The organism is Bradyrhizobium sp. ISRA436, assembly GCF_029910015.1.
Lineage (GTDB): Bacteria > Pseudomonadota > Alphaproteobacteria > Rhizobiales > Xanthobacteraceae > Bradyrhizobium.
Genome location: NZ_CP094519.1, coordinates 1,360,243 through 1,375,853, shown reverse-complemented (window position 1 = coordinate 1,375,853; position 15,611 = coordinate 1,360,243). Strand labels below are relative to the sequence as shown.

Annotated in this window: 11 protein-coding genes and 2 pseudogenes; 4 read left to right on the top strand and 9 right to left on the bottom strand. The window is 64.8% G+C overall.

All coding sequences use genetic code 11. From position 1 onward, the window contains the following. Positions 1–3: 3 nt before the first annotated feature. On the bottom strand, positions 4–1,677 hold the full coding sequence (locus tag MTX23_RS06560; protein WP_280975809.1) for an L-lactate permease: 1,674 nt from the start codon (positions 1,675–1,677) through the stop codon (positions 4–6). Between the two features lie 306 nt (positions 1,678–1,983). Here MTX23_RS06560 and MTX23_RS06555 point away from each other — a divergent pair, with 306 nt between their 5' ends. Continuing rightward, positions 1,984–3,726, top strand: coding sequence for an ABC transporter ATP-binding protein/permease (locus MTX23_RS06555; protein ID WP_280975808.1), 1,743 nt, complete (start codon positions 1,984–1,986; stop codon positions 3,724–3,726). Between the two features lie 151 nt (positions 3,727–3,877). Here the strand turns inward: MTX23_RS06555 and MTX23_RS06550 are convergent, their stop codons facing one another. Together MTX23_RS06550 and MTX23_RS06545 are read right to left on the bottom strand one after the other, a co-directional pair. Next, complete coding sequence (locus MTX23_RS06550; protein WP_280975807.1) at positions 3,878–4,867, bottom strand: TorF family putative porin; 990 nt, start codon at positions 4,865–4,867, stop codon at positions 3,878–3,880. A 697-nt stretch (positions 4,868–5,564) separates the two neighbouring features. Continuing rightward, positions 5,565–6,319 (bottom strand): annotated as a pseudogene (locus tag MTX23_RS06545) (IS5 family transposase). 140 nt (positions 6,320–6,459) lie between these two features. On the opposite strand from MTX23_RS06545, the gene MTX23_RS06540 reads away from it, so the two are divergent. Continuing rightward, entirely contained in the window at positions 6,460–6,828 is a 369-nt protein-coding gene (locus MTX23_RS06540) for a hypothetical protein (RefSeq protein WP_280975806.1), read from the top strand. Between the two features lie 143 nt (positions 6,829–6,971). Here the strand turns inward: MTX23_RS06540 and glcF are convergent, their stop codons facing one another. The 3 genes from glcF to MTX23_RS06525 are packed head-to-tail and all read right to left on the bottom strand — an operon-like array spanning position 6,972 to position 10,009. Then, on the bottom strand, positions 6,972–8,288 hold the full coding sequence (gene glcF / locus MTX23_RS06535) for a glycolate oxidase subunit GlcF (protein ID WP_280975805.1): 1,317 nt from the start codon (positions 8,286–8,288) through the stop codon (positions 6,972–6,974). Next, complete coding sequence (locus MTX23_RS06530; RefSeq protein WP_280975804.1) at positions 8,285–9,535, bottom strand: FAD-binding protein; 1,251 nt, start codon at positions 9,533–9,535, stop codon at positions 8,285–8,287. Before MTX23_RS06530 ends, glcF begins: the two co-directional genes overlap by 4 nt. A gap of 33 nt (positions 9,536–9,568) precedes the next feature. Next, on the bottom strand, positions 9,569–10,009 hold the full coding sequence (locus tag MTX23_RS06525; RefSeq protein ID WP_280975803.1) for a hypothetical protein: 441 nt from the start codon (positions 10,007–10,009) through the stop codon (positions 9,569–9,571). 295 nt (positions 10,010–10,304) lie between these two features. Here MTX23_RS06525 and MTX23_RS06520 point away from each other — a divergent pair, with 295 nt between their 5' ends. Beyond that, positions 10,305–10,790 carry a putative quinol monooxygenase gene (locus tag MTX23_RS06520; RefSeq protein ID WP_280990720.1) on the top strand — a complete coding sequence of 162 codons (486 nt, stop codon included), beginning with the start codon at positions 10,305–10,307 and terminating at the stop codon, positions 10,788–10,790. Between the two features lie 145 nt (positions 10,791–10,935). Here MTX23_RS06520 and MTX23_RS06515 read toward each other — a convergent pair whose 3' ends face one another. Continuing rightward, positions 10,936–12,429 (bottom strand): FAD-linked oxidase C-terminal domain-containing protein, encoded by a 1,494-nt coding sequence (locus MTX23_RS06515; protein ID WP_280975800.1) that lies wholly within the window; start codon positions 12,427–12,429, stop codon positions 10,936–10,938. Positions 12,430–12,660: 231 nt separating this feature from the next. On the opposite strand from MTX23_RS06515, the gene cycA reads away from it, so the two are divergent. Then, positions 12,661–13,056 (top strand): cytochrome c-550 CycA, encoded by a 396-nt coding sequence (gene cycA, locus MTX23_RS06510; protein WP_280975799.1) that lies wholly within the window; start codon positions 12,661–12,663, stop codon positions 13,054–13,056. A gap of 59 nt (positions 13,057–13,115) precedes the next feature. On the opposite strand, the pseudogene MTX23_RS06505 reads toward cycA, so the two are convergent. Beyond that, positions 13,116–14,318 (bottom strand): annotated as a pseudogene (locus MTX23_RS06505) (thiamine pyrophosphate-dependent enzyme); the annotation flags it as partial. A 116-nt stretch (positions 14,319–14,434) separates the two neighbouring features. Next, a complete protein-coding gene (locus tag MTX23_RS06500) occupies positions 14,435–15,400 on the bottom strand; it encodes an alpha/beta hydrolase (protein WP_280975798.1) in 966 nt (321 codons plus the stop codon). Between the last annotated feature and the right edge of the window lie 211 nt (positions 15,401–15,611).

The following is a 15,611-nucleotide window of genomic DNA, read 5'->3' as shown; positions in this document are numbered from 1 at the left end:
CGCCTATTTCAGGACCAGCTCGGTGAAGGGATACACATAGGCCTGCAAGGTCACGAACAGGCCGACCAAACAGGCCAGCACGATCGAGTGCAGGAACACGTAGCGCAGGATCGAGCCTTCGTGGCCGTACCAGTTGGTCGCGGTTGAGGCGACCACGATCGATTGCGCGTCGATCATCTTGCCCATCACGCCGCCCGACGAGTTCGCCGCCGCCATCAGCACCGGCGACAGGCCGAGCTGCTGCGACGTGATCTTCTGCAGATTGCCGAACAGGATGTTGGAGGCGGTATCCGATCCGGTCAGCGCCACGCCCAACCAGCCGAGCAGCGTGCCGAAGAAAGGATAGAGCACGCCGGTCGCGGCGAAGGCGAGACCGAGCGTGGCGTCGACGCCGGAGAGCCGGGTCAGCGTGCCGATCGCCAGCATCGCAGAGATCGTGATCAGCGATATCGCGCACAGCCTGATCGTGCGGCCATATTCCTTGACGAGACCGACCGGCGAGACGCCCATCAGGAGCCCGGAAATGATCGCGGCGATCAGCATGCCCGTGCCGGTAAACGACAGGTAGGTGAACGCAAAGACAGCGCCCTCGGGCGTCGGCTTCGCCGCCACCGGCGGCACCTTGTTGATCATATTGTGCAGATCGGGAACGGCGTAGTTCCAGGTGAAGATGGAATTCGCCCAGGTCTTGAACGCGCCATTGCCCCAGATCAGCATCAGGATGCAGACGATGATCCACGGCAACAATGCGCTCCACAGCTCGCCCTGCGTCAGCGGCGTCTTGTCGAGCGGCTTCGTCGCCACCATCGTCGCCGCCGATTCATCGTGGCCGCGCAGCGCCGGCGACAGCCAGAGCTTCTTGGGCTGCCAGACCTTTAGGAACAGGATCAGACTGCCCATCGAGATCAGCGAGGCGCCGATGTCGACGATCCAGGGATTGATGTAGTTCGAGATCACATATTGCGGGACCGCAAACGTCACGCCGGTGACGAGGATGGCCGGCCACACCTGCATCATGCCGCGCCAGCCCGCGAACGCGCACACCACCCAGAACGGCACGATCAGCGAGAACAGCGGCAATTGCCTGCCGACCATGGCGCCGAGGATGTAGGGATCAAGCCCGGTCACCGAGGCAAGGCCCTGGATCGGCGTGCCGAGCGCGCCATAGGCGACCGGCGCGGTGTTGGCGATCAGCGACAGGCCGGAGGCCGCGAGCGGCGAGAAGCCGAGACCGATCAGCACCGCGCCGGTGATCGCAACGGGCGTGCCGAACCCCGAGGCGCCCTCGAAGAAGGCGCCGAAGGAGAATGCGATCAGCAGCAGTTGCAGGCGGCGATCTTCGGTGACGCCGCCGATGGCGCGCTTCAGGAGCTCGAACTTCCCGCACCGCACGGTGACCTGATAGAGGAAGATGACGTTGAGCACGATCCAGCCGATCGGGAAGAAGCCCGAGACCACGCCGAGCAGCGAGGCGCGGATCGACATCCCGGCCGGCATCGTGAAGATGAAGATCGCGATCAGATTGGTCACGATCACGGCGATGATGGCGGCGATGTGCGCCTTTACCCGGCCGCTGGCGATCAGGACCAGCAGCGTGACCACGGGAACGGCCGCCGCGATCGTAGACAGCGCCGCATTCCCCAGCGGATTGTAGATTTGATTCCAGGTGCCGTTCATCTCGGGATCCCCCACGGTTTGATGCGGCGCGCCGCCTGCGTGAGGCGGGTGCACCGGGCGCGACCGCGGGAGTCCGTCTGAAAATGCTTGAGCCCCGGCTCGCGAATGAACGATCGGTAAGGATCGCTCACATCCTCGCGAAAAACTGAAGGTCCCCCGCCCCTCGCCGTTGTGAGCATGCTAGAGTTGACTAGAACACCGGGACAAGCCAACGCTTGCATGCCAGTTCTACGACTTTCGTCTGAAACCTTCCGATTGTCCCGATTTTTCAGGCCTTTGCGGCCCATCTCCCGGAGACGATAATCTGTGCACAACATTCGCTCGACGCTCGCGTCCGTGTGGCGCATCGCTGCGCCCTATTTCAGTTCCGAGGACAAGTGGGCCGGCCGGGTGCTGCTTGGAGCGGTCATCACGATTGAGCTGCTGCTCGTCGGAAACGACGTGCTGGTCAACCAGTGGCGCAATCGCTTCTACAACGCGCTGCAGAACAAGGACTGGGACACCTTCAAGCGCGAGATGCTGGTGTTCTGCGCGCTGGCCACGGTCTCGGTCGTCCTCGGTGTCTACCAGCTCTATCTGAACCAGTGGCTGCAGATCCGCTGGCGCAACTGGATGACCGGCAAATATCTCCGCGACTGGGTGCACGGCGCCAATCACTACCGCATGCAGCTCGCGGGCGACGCGGCCGACAACCCCGACCAGCGCATCACCGACGACGTCAAGCTGTTCGTCGCCCAGACGCTGGCGATCGGCGTCGGACTGCTGAGCTCGATCGTCTCGCTCGCCTCCTTCGTGGTGATCCTCTGGGGGCTGTCGGAAGTGCTGCCGCTATTGCTGTTCGGCAGCGATTTCTCATTTCCGGGGTACCTGGTCTGGGGCGCGGTGGTCTACGCCATCTTCGGCACGCTGCTGACGCAGTGGATCGGCTCGCCGCTGGTCAACCTCGACTTCCACCAGCAGCGCCTGGAAGCGGATTTCCGCTTCAACCTGGTGCGCGTCCGCGAAAACTCCGAACAGATCGCGCTGCTCAAGGGCGAGGGCGCCGAGCGCGAGCGCCTGTCGGAGCGGTTCGGCCGCGTCGTCTCCAACTGGTATGGCATCATGAGCCGGACCAAGCGGCTTACCGCCTTCACGCAATCCTACGCACAGGCGTCGGTGGTGTTTCCGTTCGCGCTCGCAGGCCCGGCCTATTTCGTCAGCAAGACGGTCCAGCTCGGCGCCTTGATCCAGATCGCCGAGGCCTTCGGCAAGGTGCAGGACGCGCTCTCGTTCTTCGTGTCGGCCTACCGCACCATGGCCGAATGGCGCGCGGTGATCGCCCGTCTCGACGGCTTCGAGGCCTCGATCGCAAGCGCCGACAAGCTGGCCGCCGATCCCGCCTCGATTCACGCCAGGCCCACCTCCGGCCGCGAGATCGCGCTGCCGCAGCTCCTGGTCAAGCTTCCGAACGGCGCGCCGCTGGTTTCGGTCGACCATGTCAGCTTCCGCCCGGGCGAGCGCACGCTCGTCACCGGCCCGTCCGGCGCCGGCAAGTCGACGCTGTTTCGCGCAGTGGCCGGCATCTGGCCGTTCGGCAATGGCGCAATCGAAATCCCGGCCAATGCCCGGCTGATGATGCTGCCGCAGCGCCCCTATCTGCCGATCGGATCGCTGCATGACGCGGTCGTCTATCCGGGCGAAGCCGCACAGTTCGATGCGGCGCGGGTCCGCGAAGTCCTCATCGCGGTCGGACTGCCGCAGCTCGCCACGCGCCTTAACGAGGAGGCGCACTGGAACCGGATGCTGTCGCTCGGCGAGCAGCAGCGGCTCGGCATCGCGCGGGCGCTGCTGCACGCACCGCAATTCCTGTTCCTGGACGAGGCGACCGCCTCGCTCGACGAGCCGTCGGAAGCCGCGCTCTACAAGCTCATCGCCGAAAAGCTGCCGGCGACCACCGTCGTCTCGATCGGCCACCGCTCGACGCTGGACGCGTTCCATCAGCGCAATATCGCGCTGGTCCGCGACGGCGACCGCTTCACGCTGCGCGAGGCCGTCAAGGTCGCAGTGTGATAAGATCGGCCGGTGCGCTGTCGCGGCCTTCGACTGCCGCGACGATGCCGGGCAGCGATGCACTGATTGCGGCCGGCGGGCGGAGGCCCCTCCTGTAAAAGCAAAAAGGGCGGCGGATTGCTCCGCCGCCCTTTCGTCTCCGCAAGAGGGATTACTTCAGGTTGGACGCCGCCGTCAGGTCAACCGAGAGCTTGGCGATGCCGGCTGCGCCGCACCAGTTGGAGCCGAGGCCGGACGGGTTGATCGGGGTGACGTTGGTGGTTCCGCCAGCGGTGAAGTCGCTGGTGAAGGCGTTGCAGTCACCCTTCGACATGTCGGTGTCGGAATAGCGCAGGTCGAGCGTAAACACCTTGTAGGTAAAGCCGATCCCGATATTCCAGGTGTTGTAATCGGCATATTTGATGCCGTTCGGGAACGCCGGGACGCCGTAGAAGCTATCGGACGTGCCAAGCCACTGCCGGCCGAACTCACCCGACACATACATGCCGACGCCGCTGGAGCCGAAGATGGTGCTGGGCGCGGTGTACTTGCCGATGATCGAGGAGTAGTTGCCCCACGCGCCGGTGTTGAGGAAGTTCGGCGAATAGTATTCGTTCAGGGTGAACGCCCAGTTGTCGTTGATGGTGTAGGTGACCTTGCCGTAGACTTCGAAGAAGCTGACGTCCCGCTTCATCACGTTGCCATTGGCCAGAAAGTTGGTGGCGCACTCCGGGCCGAGCGGGTTGCCGGCGGTGTCGAAAGGCGCGCCGAACTGGCAGGTGCCGCCCGGATACAGGTAACCCCAGACACCGATGTCGAAGGCGAAGGCGCCGAAGGTCGGGCGGATACCGCCGTAGACGTCGACCTCCGCCGCAGCGCGGTTGGCGAAGGAGATGCTCTCGCCGGACACGCCGACATAGAGCTGCAGGTCCTTGGTGACGTTGTAGCGCGGCTCGAAATACGCGGAGACCGACGGCTTGTGGTTGGACTGGGTGACGCCGCGGAAGATGTAGTCGCTCGAGAGCGAGCTGCCGAAGGCGACGTCCCAGGGCTCGAACGGAGCCGGCGGCGGTGCCTTGACGGCCTTCACGGCCATATCAGCTGCCAAAGCCGAGCTCGAAACCATTGCTAGCGCCGTTGCTAACAAAGCCAATTTCTTCATGACGATCCCCATCTACTTTCCGAACAGCCCAGCTCCAATGGCCCCCCAGGGCGAGCGATAAGCGACTGGAACCAAATCGCGTGAGTTCAATCTGAAACGCGTGCTTATGCCGGAGAAGCAAAAAAGACATGCATGTGCCGCCTTTTTAGGCGTTCTGACCACTCCAGCGAATCTTGCTCGGCGCGTGTTGCATTTGCACCACAAACCGAATGGCTCCCGCCCCGGTTGAGCGACGGAAGCTGCGATAGGCGAGCGGAATGCGAGCCGGGCGACGAATCGCCGGGTACGCAAGAGGACCGCATCGCGATGGCGACATGAAAAGAGCCGCAGCGGCAGACCGCTGCGGCTCTCCAATCCATCCGATTGCGTACCCCGCTCGGGCTCGCTTCGGCTAGCGCGTGATGAGATTAGGTCGAACTGGAGCGGCAACGGAGGTTCACCTCTCCTTCGGGAGAGGCATAGGCCGCCTTCGGCGGCCGTCCTTAAGAGAACGTCGAAGCGCTGCTCCGGCTATGGCGTAGCGCCGGGTGAGAGGATCAGGGTCTCCCGTTAAAGCCGCGGCCCCTCACCCGATTTGCACTGGACGATGCTTCGCATCGCCAGGAGCAAATCGACCTCTCCCCGTCGGGGAGATGTGAACCGCTCTGTGGCCGAACCGATTCGACGTAACTCATCTCGCTCTAAGGTCCGGACTCAATCAGGTCCACCAAATGATAGCGGCAGCAAGATTGACGGCCGAGAGGAAGTTTCTGGCGAGCTTGTCATAGCGGGTTGCAATGCGCCGCCAGTCCTTGAGCCTGCAAAACATGCGCTCGACGAGGTTGCGCCGCTTGTATGCGGCGCGGTCGAACGGATGGAAGCGTTTTCGGGTGGGATTGTTTGGGATGACCGGGGTTGTTCCCCGTTCGATGAGGAATTGCCGCAGTTCGTTCGCGTCATAGGCCGTGTCGGCCGCACAGCAACGCGGTGGTGGCAGAGAGCTGAGCAGGGGCAGCGCCGCGCGGATGTCACCACGCTGACCTGGCGTTACTTCGAGCGCGATGGCGCGTCCGAGACTGTCGCAGACGGCGTGGATCTTGGTGGTCCTGCCACCGCGGGAACGACCGATGGCCTGAGCCTCCGCCCCCCTTTTCCACCGGCCGCCGCACGGTGCGCCTTGGCGGTCGTGGAATCGATGGCCTGGAAGTCGTCATCGGGCGACAGGCCCCGAAGTGCTTCGAACAGATTGCGCCAGACCTCGCGCCGCGACCAGCGGTTCCAGCGATTGTAGACGGTCGTGTAAGGGCCGAACACTGCCGGGCAATCGCGCCAGCGGCAGCCGGACTTCAACACATGGATGATGCCACTGATCACGCGGCGATCATCGACTCGACGAGCGCCGGGCTGATTTTGCGGCAGCAAGGGCTCGATTGCTGCCCACTGCCGATCATTCAACCAAAACTCGCCCGCCATGATCCAAGCCCCGCAAATGCAGAGCTTGAATCATATCTCCACGTAAAATTATACATCTGATTGAGTACAAACCTTAGTGGTGCTCGCCTCCGTCGGGGGCGGTGCCGGCGACCCAGCCAGGCGCCGGCTCATGGCTCGGCGTGGCCCAGCTCGGGGCCGGCTGCGGCTCGGGCGCAGGCGCCGGAGGCGCGGCGACCGGCGCCGGCTTCGGTGCGGCGGCTTTCTTCGGCGCGCTCTTCTTGGCGGCTTTCTTCGGCGCGGCCTTCTTGGGAGCTGCCTTCTTGGCAGCGGCTCTCTTCGAAGCCTTCTTGGCGGCTTTCTTCGCCGACTTCTTCGCAGCCTTCTTGGCGGCCTTCTTCACCGATTTCCTGGCGGACTTCTTCGCAGTTTTCCTCTTCGCCGCTACAGCCTTCTTGGCCTTTTTGGCCTTCTTGCTTTTCTTCGCCTTCTTCGATTTCGCCATCGTGGTCCTCCTGTTGCCGCTGATGAAGGGCCGCCGCGCGCAGTGAAATGGCCGCTTGCCGGAACGGGAGCACGGCTTGCAGGAAGCACCGGCCCGTTCGCTTGTCGGGCATGGTCCTGTCGGAGCGCCGGTCTTAACGCTGCGCCAACGCAGAGCTCCAGGTCCGGATCATGCTCGAGTGGCAGTCGATCAGTTCAATCCTGGCCGGGGACCTCCTGTCGCCCAATCGAGAAGCTCAATCGTGTGCACCACAGGAACTGACGTACCGCCGGCAATCTGAACCATGCAGCCAATATTGCCCGCAGCGATCATGTCCGGTTTGACCATCGCAATATTGGCGACCTTGCGATCGCGCAATCTGCTCGCAATGTCGGGCTGGAGAATGTTGTAGGTCCCCGCCGAACCGCAACACAAATGGCTCTCGGGCACATCTTTCACCACGAATCCATTCTTGGAAAGCAATTCTTTCGGAAGATGGGTGATTTTCTGCCCATGCTGCAGCGAACAGGCCGAGTGATAGGCGACGGTGACGTCGCCTTTTTGCGTCGAGGGCGCGAGCTCGATGCCGGCAAGATACTCGGTGATATCCTTTGCCAGTGCGGAAATTCGTGCAGCAGGACCGGCGAACGCGCGGTCCTCGCGCAGCAGATAACCGTAGTCCTTGATGACCGTGCCGCAGCCCGAGGTCGTGACCAGGATGGCGTCGAGCCCGCTCTGGTCCGCTTCCCTTTGCCACACCGTGATGTTGGCGCGCGCACGCGCCAGCGCGTCCTCGTCCTGCCCCATGTGATGGGTGAGCGCGCCGCAGCATTGCTCGTCCTTGACCAGCACCACCTCGATGCCGTGCCGGGTCAGCACGTTGATCGCGGCCTGGTTGATCCGCGGCGCCAGCACCTGCTGGGCGCAGCCCTGAAGCAGCGCCACCCGGCCGCGCCGCCGGCCGACCGGCGCGAACACGGTTCCCGCTGACGGCCCCGGTTGCGGCAGGTCACGCGGCGCGAGCGCCAGCATCGCCTTGATCCGCCGCAGCAGGCCTGGGGACGACGCGCCGACCGATGGTGTGGGCAACAGCGCGGTCAAGGGCCGGACAAGGCCGGCCAGGATCATGCTGGTCCGGAACACGCCCGGGCGCGGCAGCACGAAGGCCAGCACCGACCGCAACAGCCGCTCGGCCAACGGCCGCGTATAGTCGCGCTCGATCCTGACTCGGGCCTGGTCGACCAGGTGCATGTAGTTCACCCCCGACGGACAGGTGGTCATGCAGGCGAGGCACGACAGGCAGCGGTCGATATGCTTGACCACATCGGGAGTCGGCGGCTTGTCCTTCTCCAGCATCTCCTTGATCAGGTAGATGCGGCCGCGCGGGCTATCGAGCTCGTCGCCCAGCAGCACATAGGTCGGGCAGGTCGCAGTGCAGAAGCCGCAATGCACACAGGCGCGCAGAATCTTGTCGGCTTCCTTGATGTCGGGGTCCGCGAGTTGCGTCAGCGAGAATTCGGTCTTCATGCGGCACCACCTCGCCTCATCCGGCCGCGGTTGAGGATGGACTTCGGATCGAAGCTATTGCGCACCCGTTCGCCGAGCGCGGCAAGGCCCTCGGCCTGCGGCTGGAACACATCGACAGCGCGGCGCACCGCCTCGTCGGCACGGATCAGGGTGGCGTGTCCGCCAGCCGCCTCGACCCGGCTGCGTACGAGAGCTGCCTGTGTGTCGGGTCGCGTATTTTCGTTGGGCGGCACCGCGAGCCAGATCAGTCCGCCGCCCCAATCGTAGATCACGTCGCCACCGCTGGCGCGCGCCAGCGCCTGGCCGAGGGCGCCACCCGAAGCTGGCGGGCAAACGATCCGCCAGACCGGCCACGCCCCGAGCGCGCCATTCGCCGCAAACGGCGCCGCGTCGCGCAAGCCAGCCCAGACCGCGAGCGAGGCATCGTCTTCGAGTCGATCGACCGTCCCATGGGAGGACAGTGTCTGGCTCAGCGAGGCCGCCCGGTGCGCCACTGACGCCGCGATGCCCTCGAGCCGCACCAGCGTCACCGCCTGCCCGGCGACGGCGAGACCTGCAAGCGGCCCCGTTCCGGTCCGGAACGCCTGATACGGCAGGTGCGCCGCACCCGAGACATCGAACGGCGAGCCGAGCGCCGCCGTCATCGCCTTGTTAGCGGCGACATCGTCGAGCCCGCGGAGCACGAGCGTCCGCTCGGCTTCCGGCTTCGGCATCACCTTCAGCGTCACCTCGGTCATCACCGCCAGGGTGCCCCAGGAACCGGTGAGCAGCTTGCAGAGGTCGTAGCCGGTGACGTTCTTCACCACCCGTCCCCCGGTCTTGAAGCTATCGCCGAACCCCGACACCGCATGCGCGCCGAGCAGATGGTCCCGCGCGCCGCCGGCCTTGATGCGGCGGGGCCCGGCCAGCCCCACGCCGATCATGCCGCCGATGGTGCCGGCCTGCGGCGTTCCGAGCAGCACGGACGTATCCATCGGCTCGAAGGCGAATTGCTGGTTCTTGGCGTCGATCAGCGACTGCACGTCGGCAAGCGGCGCGCCGGCTTGCACCGTGATGATCAGCTCGTTCGGCTCATAGGAGGTGACGGCGTTGAGCGCCGACAGGTCGAGCACGGCATTGGTTGCCATCGGATGGCCGATGGCGCGCTTCGAGCCATGGCCGATGATCTCGAGCGGCTGCTCGCTGGCGACAGCCGCGCGCACCACTTCTTCTACGTCTTTGGCGTCTCTGACTTTGAGCGTGTCCACGGCGCTAGCGGGTAGCCAAATTTGGCTCCGAAATCAAATGCGCGCTCCGAACAGCGTCCTGAATGCCGCAAGCCCGGTCTCGGTGATCTCGACCGATCGGCCCTGCGGCCGGCGGCGGATCCAGTCCCGCTGGAACGCCAGTTCGGCGAGCGCGGCCCCCGCCTGTCCGGCGAGGTGCGGACGCCGCTCGCTCCAGTCGAGGCAGGGCCGGCTCAACACCCGCCGGCGCCGGGGCTGCGAACCTAGGTCGATGCCGAGCCCCGCGAGAAAGGCCATGCCTGCGGCGGTCAGTTCGCCGGCCTCCCGGTCCAGCTGCAGGTAGCCCCGTTCCAGCCTCGCCTCGGTGACGGCGCCGAGCTCGCCGGCAGGGTAATCGTAACAGGTCCGGGCCCGCCGCATCTGCGCGTCGATCCGGGGCTGCGGCCGGGACGGATGGGGATCGATCGGGGCAACCGTCATCATACCTTCGAGCATCTGCGCGACCAGCGGGGTGGCGATCCCGTAGAGCCGGCGCGGACCGTGCCGCTCGACCTTGAGCAGCGCGCGCTCGACCAGTCTCGCCAGATGCCAGCTCGCGGTCTGCGGCGTGACGCCGGCAACCCGCGCCAGCTCGCTCGCGGTCTTATCGCACCGCAGCCCACGGTCACGCTTCGATCATGATCGAAATGTTCACGACATCGACAATTCGACCATTGCCGAACCGAATGTGCCCGCAAGTCGACTATGTCCCGCGTTGCGGTTCGGCACCGCAAGACAGTTGGAGACGACCATGACGCGTTCGGAAATCGCGACCACCACGGTGAGGTTCACCCAGCGATCCGCCATCGGCGCGTTCGCGGCAACCATAGCGATCACCGACATCTCGCCCTGGACCGTCTCGCAATCTCGATCGGAGCAACGCAACGGAGGAATGCAGATGAAGCACTATGCGATGAGCACGAGAACCATTAGCGATGCCATCAACACCGGCGGCCTGCTGGTCGTGGCGAAGTGGGAAGCAAAACCCAGCGAGGCCGACAAGGTCGCCGCGATCCTCGACCAATTCCTGCCGGAGGCGCAGCGCGAGGACGGCGTCAAGCTGTTCCTGATCTCGCGGGCCAAGGACGATCCGGCGCAATTCCTGTTCTACGAATTGTTCCGCGACGAAGCCGCCTTCAAGGCGCACCAGGATAGTGCGCATTTCAAGACCTACATCGCAGGGCAAGCGCTGCCGCTGCTCTCCAAGCGCGAGCGGACGCAATACGAGCTGCTGTGATGCCCGCCTAACTCAACTAGACGGCGCAGCTTCGGCTAGCGCCGTCTAACGCAAGACGGGGGCACGTAGCAGCGATTTCAGCAATGTCACGGCTGAGGCCGCGAAACTGCTGAAGCCCGCGACCACGGCAACACCCGCAACAGTTCTAGAACCGCGGAATGTCCGGAAACGCCAGCTTGCCACCGTGGACATGGACGCGGCCGAGCTCGGCGCAGCGATGCAGCGTGGGAAACACCTTGCCGGGATTGAGCAGGCCCTGGGCGTCGAAGGCGCATTTCAGGCGCTGCTGCTGGTTCAGATCGATGTCGGAGAACATCTCCGGCATCAGATCGCGCTTCTCGATGCCAACGCCGTGCTCGCCGGTGAGCACGCCACCGAGCTCGACGCAGCAGCGCAGGATGTCGGCGCCGAACGCTTCCGCCCGCTCGATCTCGCCGGCCTTGTTGGCATCGTAGAGGATCAAGGGATGCAGATTGCCGTCGCCGGCGTGGAACACGTTGGCGACGCCGAGCTGGTACTTCTCGGAGAGCTCGCGGATCCGCGCCAGCGCCTTCGGCAGCGCACCGCGCGGAATCGTGCCGTCCATGCAGAGATAGTCCGGCGAGATGCGCCCGACCGCGGGAAACGCCGCCTTCCTTCCGGCCCAGAACAGATTGCGCTCGGCCTCGGAGGTCGAGATCTGGCAAGACGTCGAACCGCAGCCCTGCGCAATCGACTCCACCCGCTTGATCAGCTCGTCGACCTCGATCGACGGACCGTCGAGCTCGATGATCAAGAGAGCCTCGACGTCGAGCGGATAGCCGGCATGGACGAAGGCCTCCGCGGCGTGGATCGCCGGCTTGTCCATCATCTCCATGCCGCCGGGAATGATGCCGGCGCCGATGATCCGCGCAACGCATTCGCCGGCCGCCTCGACCTCGGCGAAGCCGACCATCAAAGCGCGCGCCGTCTCCGGCTTCTGCAGGATGCGCACGGTGATCTCGGTGATGACGCCGAGCAGCCCTTCCGACCCGGTGATGATGCCCATCAGGTCGTAGCCGGAATTCTCCGCCGATTTGCCGCCGATGCGCAGGATCTCGCCGTTCATCAGCACGATCTCGCAGCCCAGCACATTGTTGGTGGTCATGCCGTATTTCAGGCAGTGCACGCCGCCGGAATTCTCGGCGACGTTGCCGCCGATCGAGCAGGCGATCTGCGACGACGGATCGGGCGCGTAATAGAAGCCGGCATGGGCGACCGCCTGGCTGATCGCGAGATTGGTGACGCCGGGCTCAGTGACGACCACGCGGTTGTCAAAATCGATTTCGCGGATGCGCTTGAACTTACCAAGGCCCAGCAGCACGGCATCGGCCAGCGGCAGCGCGCCGCCGGACAGCGACGTGCCGGAGCCGCGCGGCACCACCTTGATGCCTTGCGCGTGACAATATTTGAGGACGCGCGCGACCTGCTCGGTGGTATCGGGCAACACCACGACCATCGGCGGCTGCCGGTAGGCGGTCAGCCCGTCCGATTCATAGACCAGCATTTCGGCAGCGTTGTCGATCACGCCCTCGCCCGAGACGATTGCGCGCAGCGCCGCCGCGATTTCAGCGCGGCGATCAAGGATGGCCTGGTCGGCGGCCGGCATCATGATGGACATCGGGATTCCTCCGGGCTTCGCCCTTTGCCGATTTGTTACGACAAATCAAGCACGTCTGCACCTGTTTCCGAAGCCCGGCCGAAGGTCGGATTGCGCTCCCCCGCAATCACGAGTTCTCTCTGGGACAAGCGGACGGTCAGGAAACCTGTCAAAGTTTCGTGGCTTGTCCGACATAAGGCGGCCATGCCACAAACAATTTACTACCTCCCGGGACGAAACGAAGAGCACCCCATGAAGATACAGACCTTGAGCGCGCTGGCAGTCGTCACATCGCTGGCATTCGCATCCTCCGCGTCGGCGCAGGATGCCGCTGCCGGCAAGACCGCGTTCAACAAGTGCCTGGCCTGCCATTCGATCGGCGAAGGCGCCAAGAACAAGGTCGGCCCCGAGCTCAACGGCATCGATGGCCGCCATTCCGGCTCCGCGCCGGGCTACAATTATTCGGACGCCAACAAGAATTCGGGCATCACTTGGAACAAGGAACAGTTCCTCGAATACATCAAGGATCCGAAAGCCAAGATCCCCGGCACCAAAATGGCGTTCGCCGGCATCAAGAACGAAACCGAGGCCAACAACATCTGGGCCTACATTTCGTCCTTCGACAAGGACGGCAAGCAGAAGAAATAGCGCCGCGAGATGCTTGCGTCCGCCCTGGCGCAGATGTCAGAGCGGACCTCGCCGCTTGCTCAGCGCGGCAACAGATTGGTCTTGGCCAGATCGACCACTTCGTCGCCGCGGCCGCTCATCACCGCACGCAGCACCCACAGGCTGAAGCCCTTGACCTGCTCCAGCGTGATGGTCGGCGGCATCGACAATTCCTGCGTCGCGGTCACGACATCGAGCACGGCCGGACCGTCATGTGCCAGCACGTCGCGGACCGCCCCTTCGAGCTCGCCGGGGTCCTCCACCCTGACACCGTGAATCCCCATGGCGCGGGCCATCGCCGCGAAATCGGGATTTTTGAGATCGACGCCGGTCTCGATGAAACCCGCGGCCTTCATCTCCAGCGCCACGAAGCCGAGCACGCTGTTGTTGAAGATCACCACCTTCACCGGCAGCTTCATCTGCGTCAAAGTGATGAGGTCGCCCATCAGCATCGCGAAGCCGCCGTCGCCGGACATCGACACCACCTGCCGGCCGGGCTGCGCTGCCTGCACGCCGATCGCCTGCGCCATCGCATTGGCCATCGAGCCGTGCACCCAGGAGCCGATCAGGCGCCGGTGGCTGTTCATCTTGAGATAGCGCGCGGCCCAGATCGTCGGCGTGCCGACATCGGCGGTGAACACCGCATCCTCGGCGGCCTGCTCACTGAGCAGGCGCGCGAGATATTGCGGATGGATCGGCTTCTGGCCCGGCTCACCGCGGGCGAGGTCGTCGAGCCCGGCGCGGGCGTCCTTATAATGCGCGAGGCAGGCGTCAAGATGCTTGCGGTCGGTCTTCACGTTCAGCTTCGGCAGCAGCGCGGCGACGGTCTGGCCGACATCGCCGACGATGCCGAGATCGAGCCTGCAGCGGCGGCCGAGATTCTCGGGGCGGATATCGACCTGCGCAATGTTGATGCCGGTCGGGAAGAACTGCTTGTAGGGAAAGTCTGTCCCCAGCATCAACAGCACGTCGCAGGCATGCATCGCGGCATAGCCGGAGGAGAAGCCGATGAAACCGGTCATGCCGACATCGTAGGGGTTGTCGTACTCGACGTGATCCTTGCCGCCGAGCGCATGCACGATCGGGCTCTTGAGCGTCTCCGCGAGCTTCAGCAGGCCGTCACGCGCCCCAGCGCAGCCGCGCCCGCAGAACAGCGTCACGCGCCGCGCACGGTTGAGGAGATCGGCCAGCGCCTTCAGGTCGGCGTCGGCAGGCCGCAGGATCGGCGCCGGCGGCAGCAACCCGGCATTGGGTGAGACGAGATCCGAAACCGCGCGTCGACCATGATGTTCAGCGCCATGCGGCCGCGCAAGCCTCGCAGGATCACATTCGCGCGGTGCGAAGGCGCGGCCGACAGCCGCTATTGTGCCGCCACCGCATGCCGCGCCATCCGGCCGGCCATCACCTCGATCTCGGACACTACGAGATCGGGCGCTGCAAACTGCACCATGTGACCGATGCCGGGCAGCACGATCAGCCTCGCATTGGCTGCTGTCGCGGCGAGCGGGCGCGAGTGGACGTGCGTCGAGACCGTCTTGTCGACATCGCCGGAGATGATGGTGAGCGGCGCCGTGATCTCCGCGTAGCGCGGCGCCTGCGCGACGACGGCCGGCTTCAGCGTCACGAGGTCCCGCGCATTGGCGATAAACTCGCGCGGACGCAGCAGCAGCGGCGTCGCGCTGTCGCGGACAAAATGACCGGGCATCGCCTGCGGCGCGAACACTCCGCGCGCGCCGGCCTTGGTCACCAGCCAACCGAGCGGCATCGTGATCGTATGCGCGAGCAGCGGCCCGATCAGCGGCGTCGAAACCACCCTATTGTAGCGTCCGACGCCGCCGCGCCAGGGATAGGCGACAGGCGCCAGCAGCACGAGACCTGCGATCCGGTCCGGGTCATCCAGCGCCATGCGCAGGCCGAGCGCGCCGGCCCAGGAATGCGCCACGATGATCGCCCGATCGACACCAAGCTTGGCCAGCGCGTCCATAATCGTCCGGCTCTGGATCGCAGGCGTCGAATCCGCAATGCGGTCGCGCGTGCTCCAGCCATGGCCAGGCCGGTCGATCAGGATCACCCGACGGGTCGCGGCGAGCCTGTCGCCGAGCGGATGCTGCATCACACGGAGGTTGGAGCTTGCGCCGTGCAGCATCACAACCGGCGGCCCTGGAGCATCGCGCGGGCCGAGTTCGACGACATGCAGCGCCGCGCCCGCAACCTCGATCATGCGGCCCTGTGGCGGAAAGGCGCGCTGGATCAGCAGCACGCCGACCTGCGTCGCCAGCGCCAACCCGACCCCTGCCAGCGCCAGCACGGCGACCACAGTCAACATTGAGATGATCCGGATGCCCCGGTGCAGGGCGGATTTGTGGCGAGGCCGAGACCTCGTGGCGCGCAGCGACGGGTTCTATTTGGTCCGCACATGGTCTTGTTCGGAAAGCCAATTGTCACTTTCTCACGACCGTGCCGCGCACGATTTTCCACAATACGCCCAGCCTGTGGATAGCGGGTTCATACCAGCGTCATTAGCAGTTTCATAGATT

Bases quoted from the DNA above. Each gene is read 5' to 3' on its own strand.
- MTX23_RS06560 (WP_280975809.1), bottom strand. From the start codon at position 1,677: ATGAACGGCACCTGGAATCAAATCTACAATCCGCTGGGGAATGCGGCG.
- MTX23_RS06550 (WP_280975807.1), bottom strand. From the start codon at position 4,867: ATGAAGAAATTGGCTTTGTTAGCAACGGCGCTAGCAATGGTTTCGAGC.
- glcF (WP_280975805.1), bottom strand. From the start codon at position 8,288: ATGAAGACCGAATTCTCGCTGACGCAACTCGCGGACCCCGACATCAAG.
- MTX23_RS06525 (WP_280975803.1), bottom strand. From the start codon at position 10,009: ATGCTCGAAGGTATGATGACGGTTGCCCCGATCGATCCCCATCCGTCC.
- MTX23_RS06520 (WP_280990720.1), top strand. From the start codon at position 10,305: ATGACGCGTTCGGAAATCGCGACCACCACGGTGAGGTTCACCCAGCGA.
- MTX23_RS06515 (WP_280975800.1), bottom strand. From the start codon at position 12,429: ATGTCCATCATGATGCCGGCCGCCGACCAGGCCATCCTTGATCGCCGC.
- cycA (WP_280975799.1), top strand. From the start codon at position 12,661: ATGAAGATACAGACCTTGAGCGCGCTGGCAGTCGTCACATCGCTGGCA.
- MTX23_RS06500 (WP_280975798.1), bottom strand. From the start codon at position 15,400: ATGTTGACTGTGGTCGCCGTGCTGGCGCTGGCAGGGGTCGGGTTGGCG.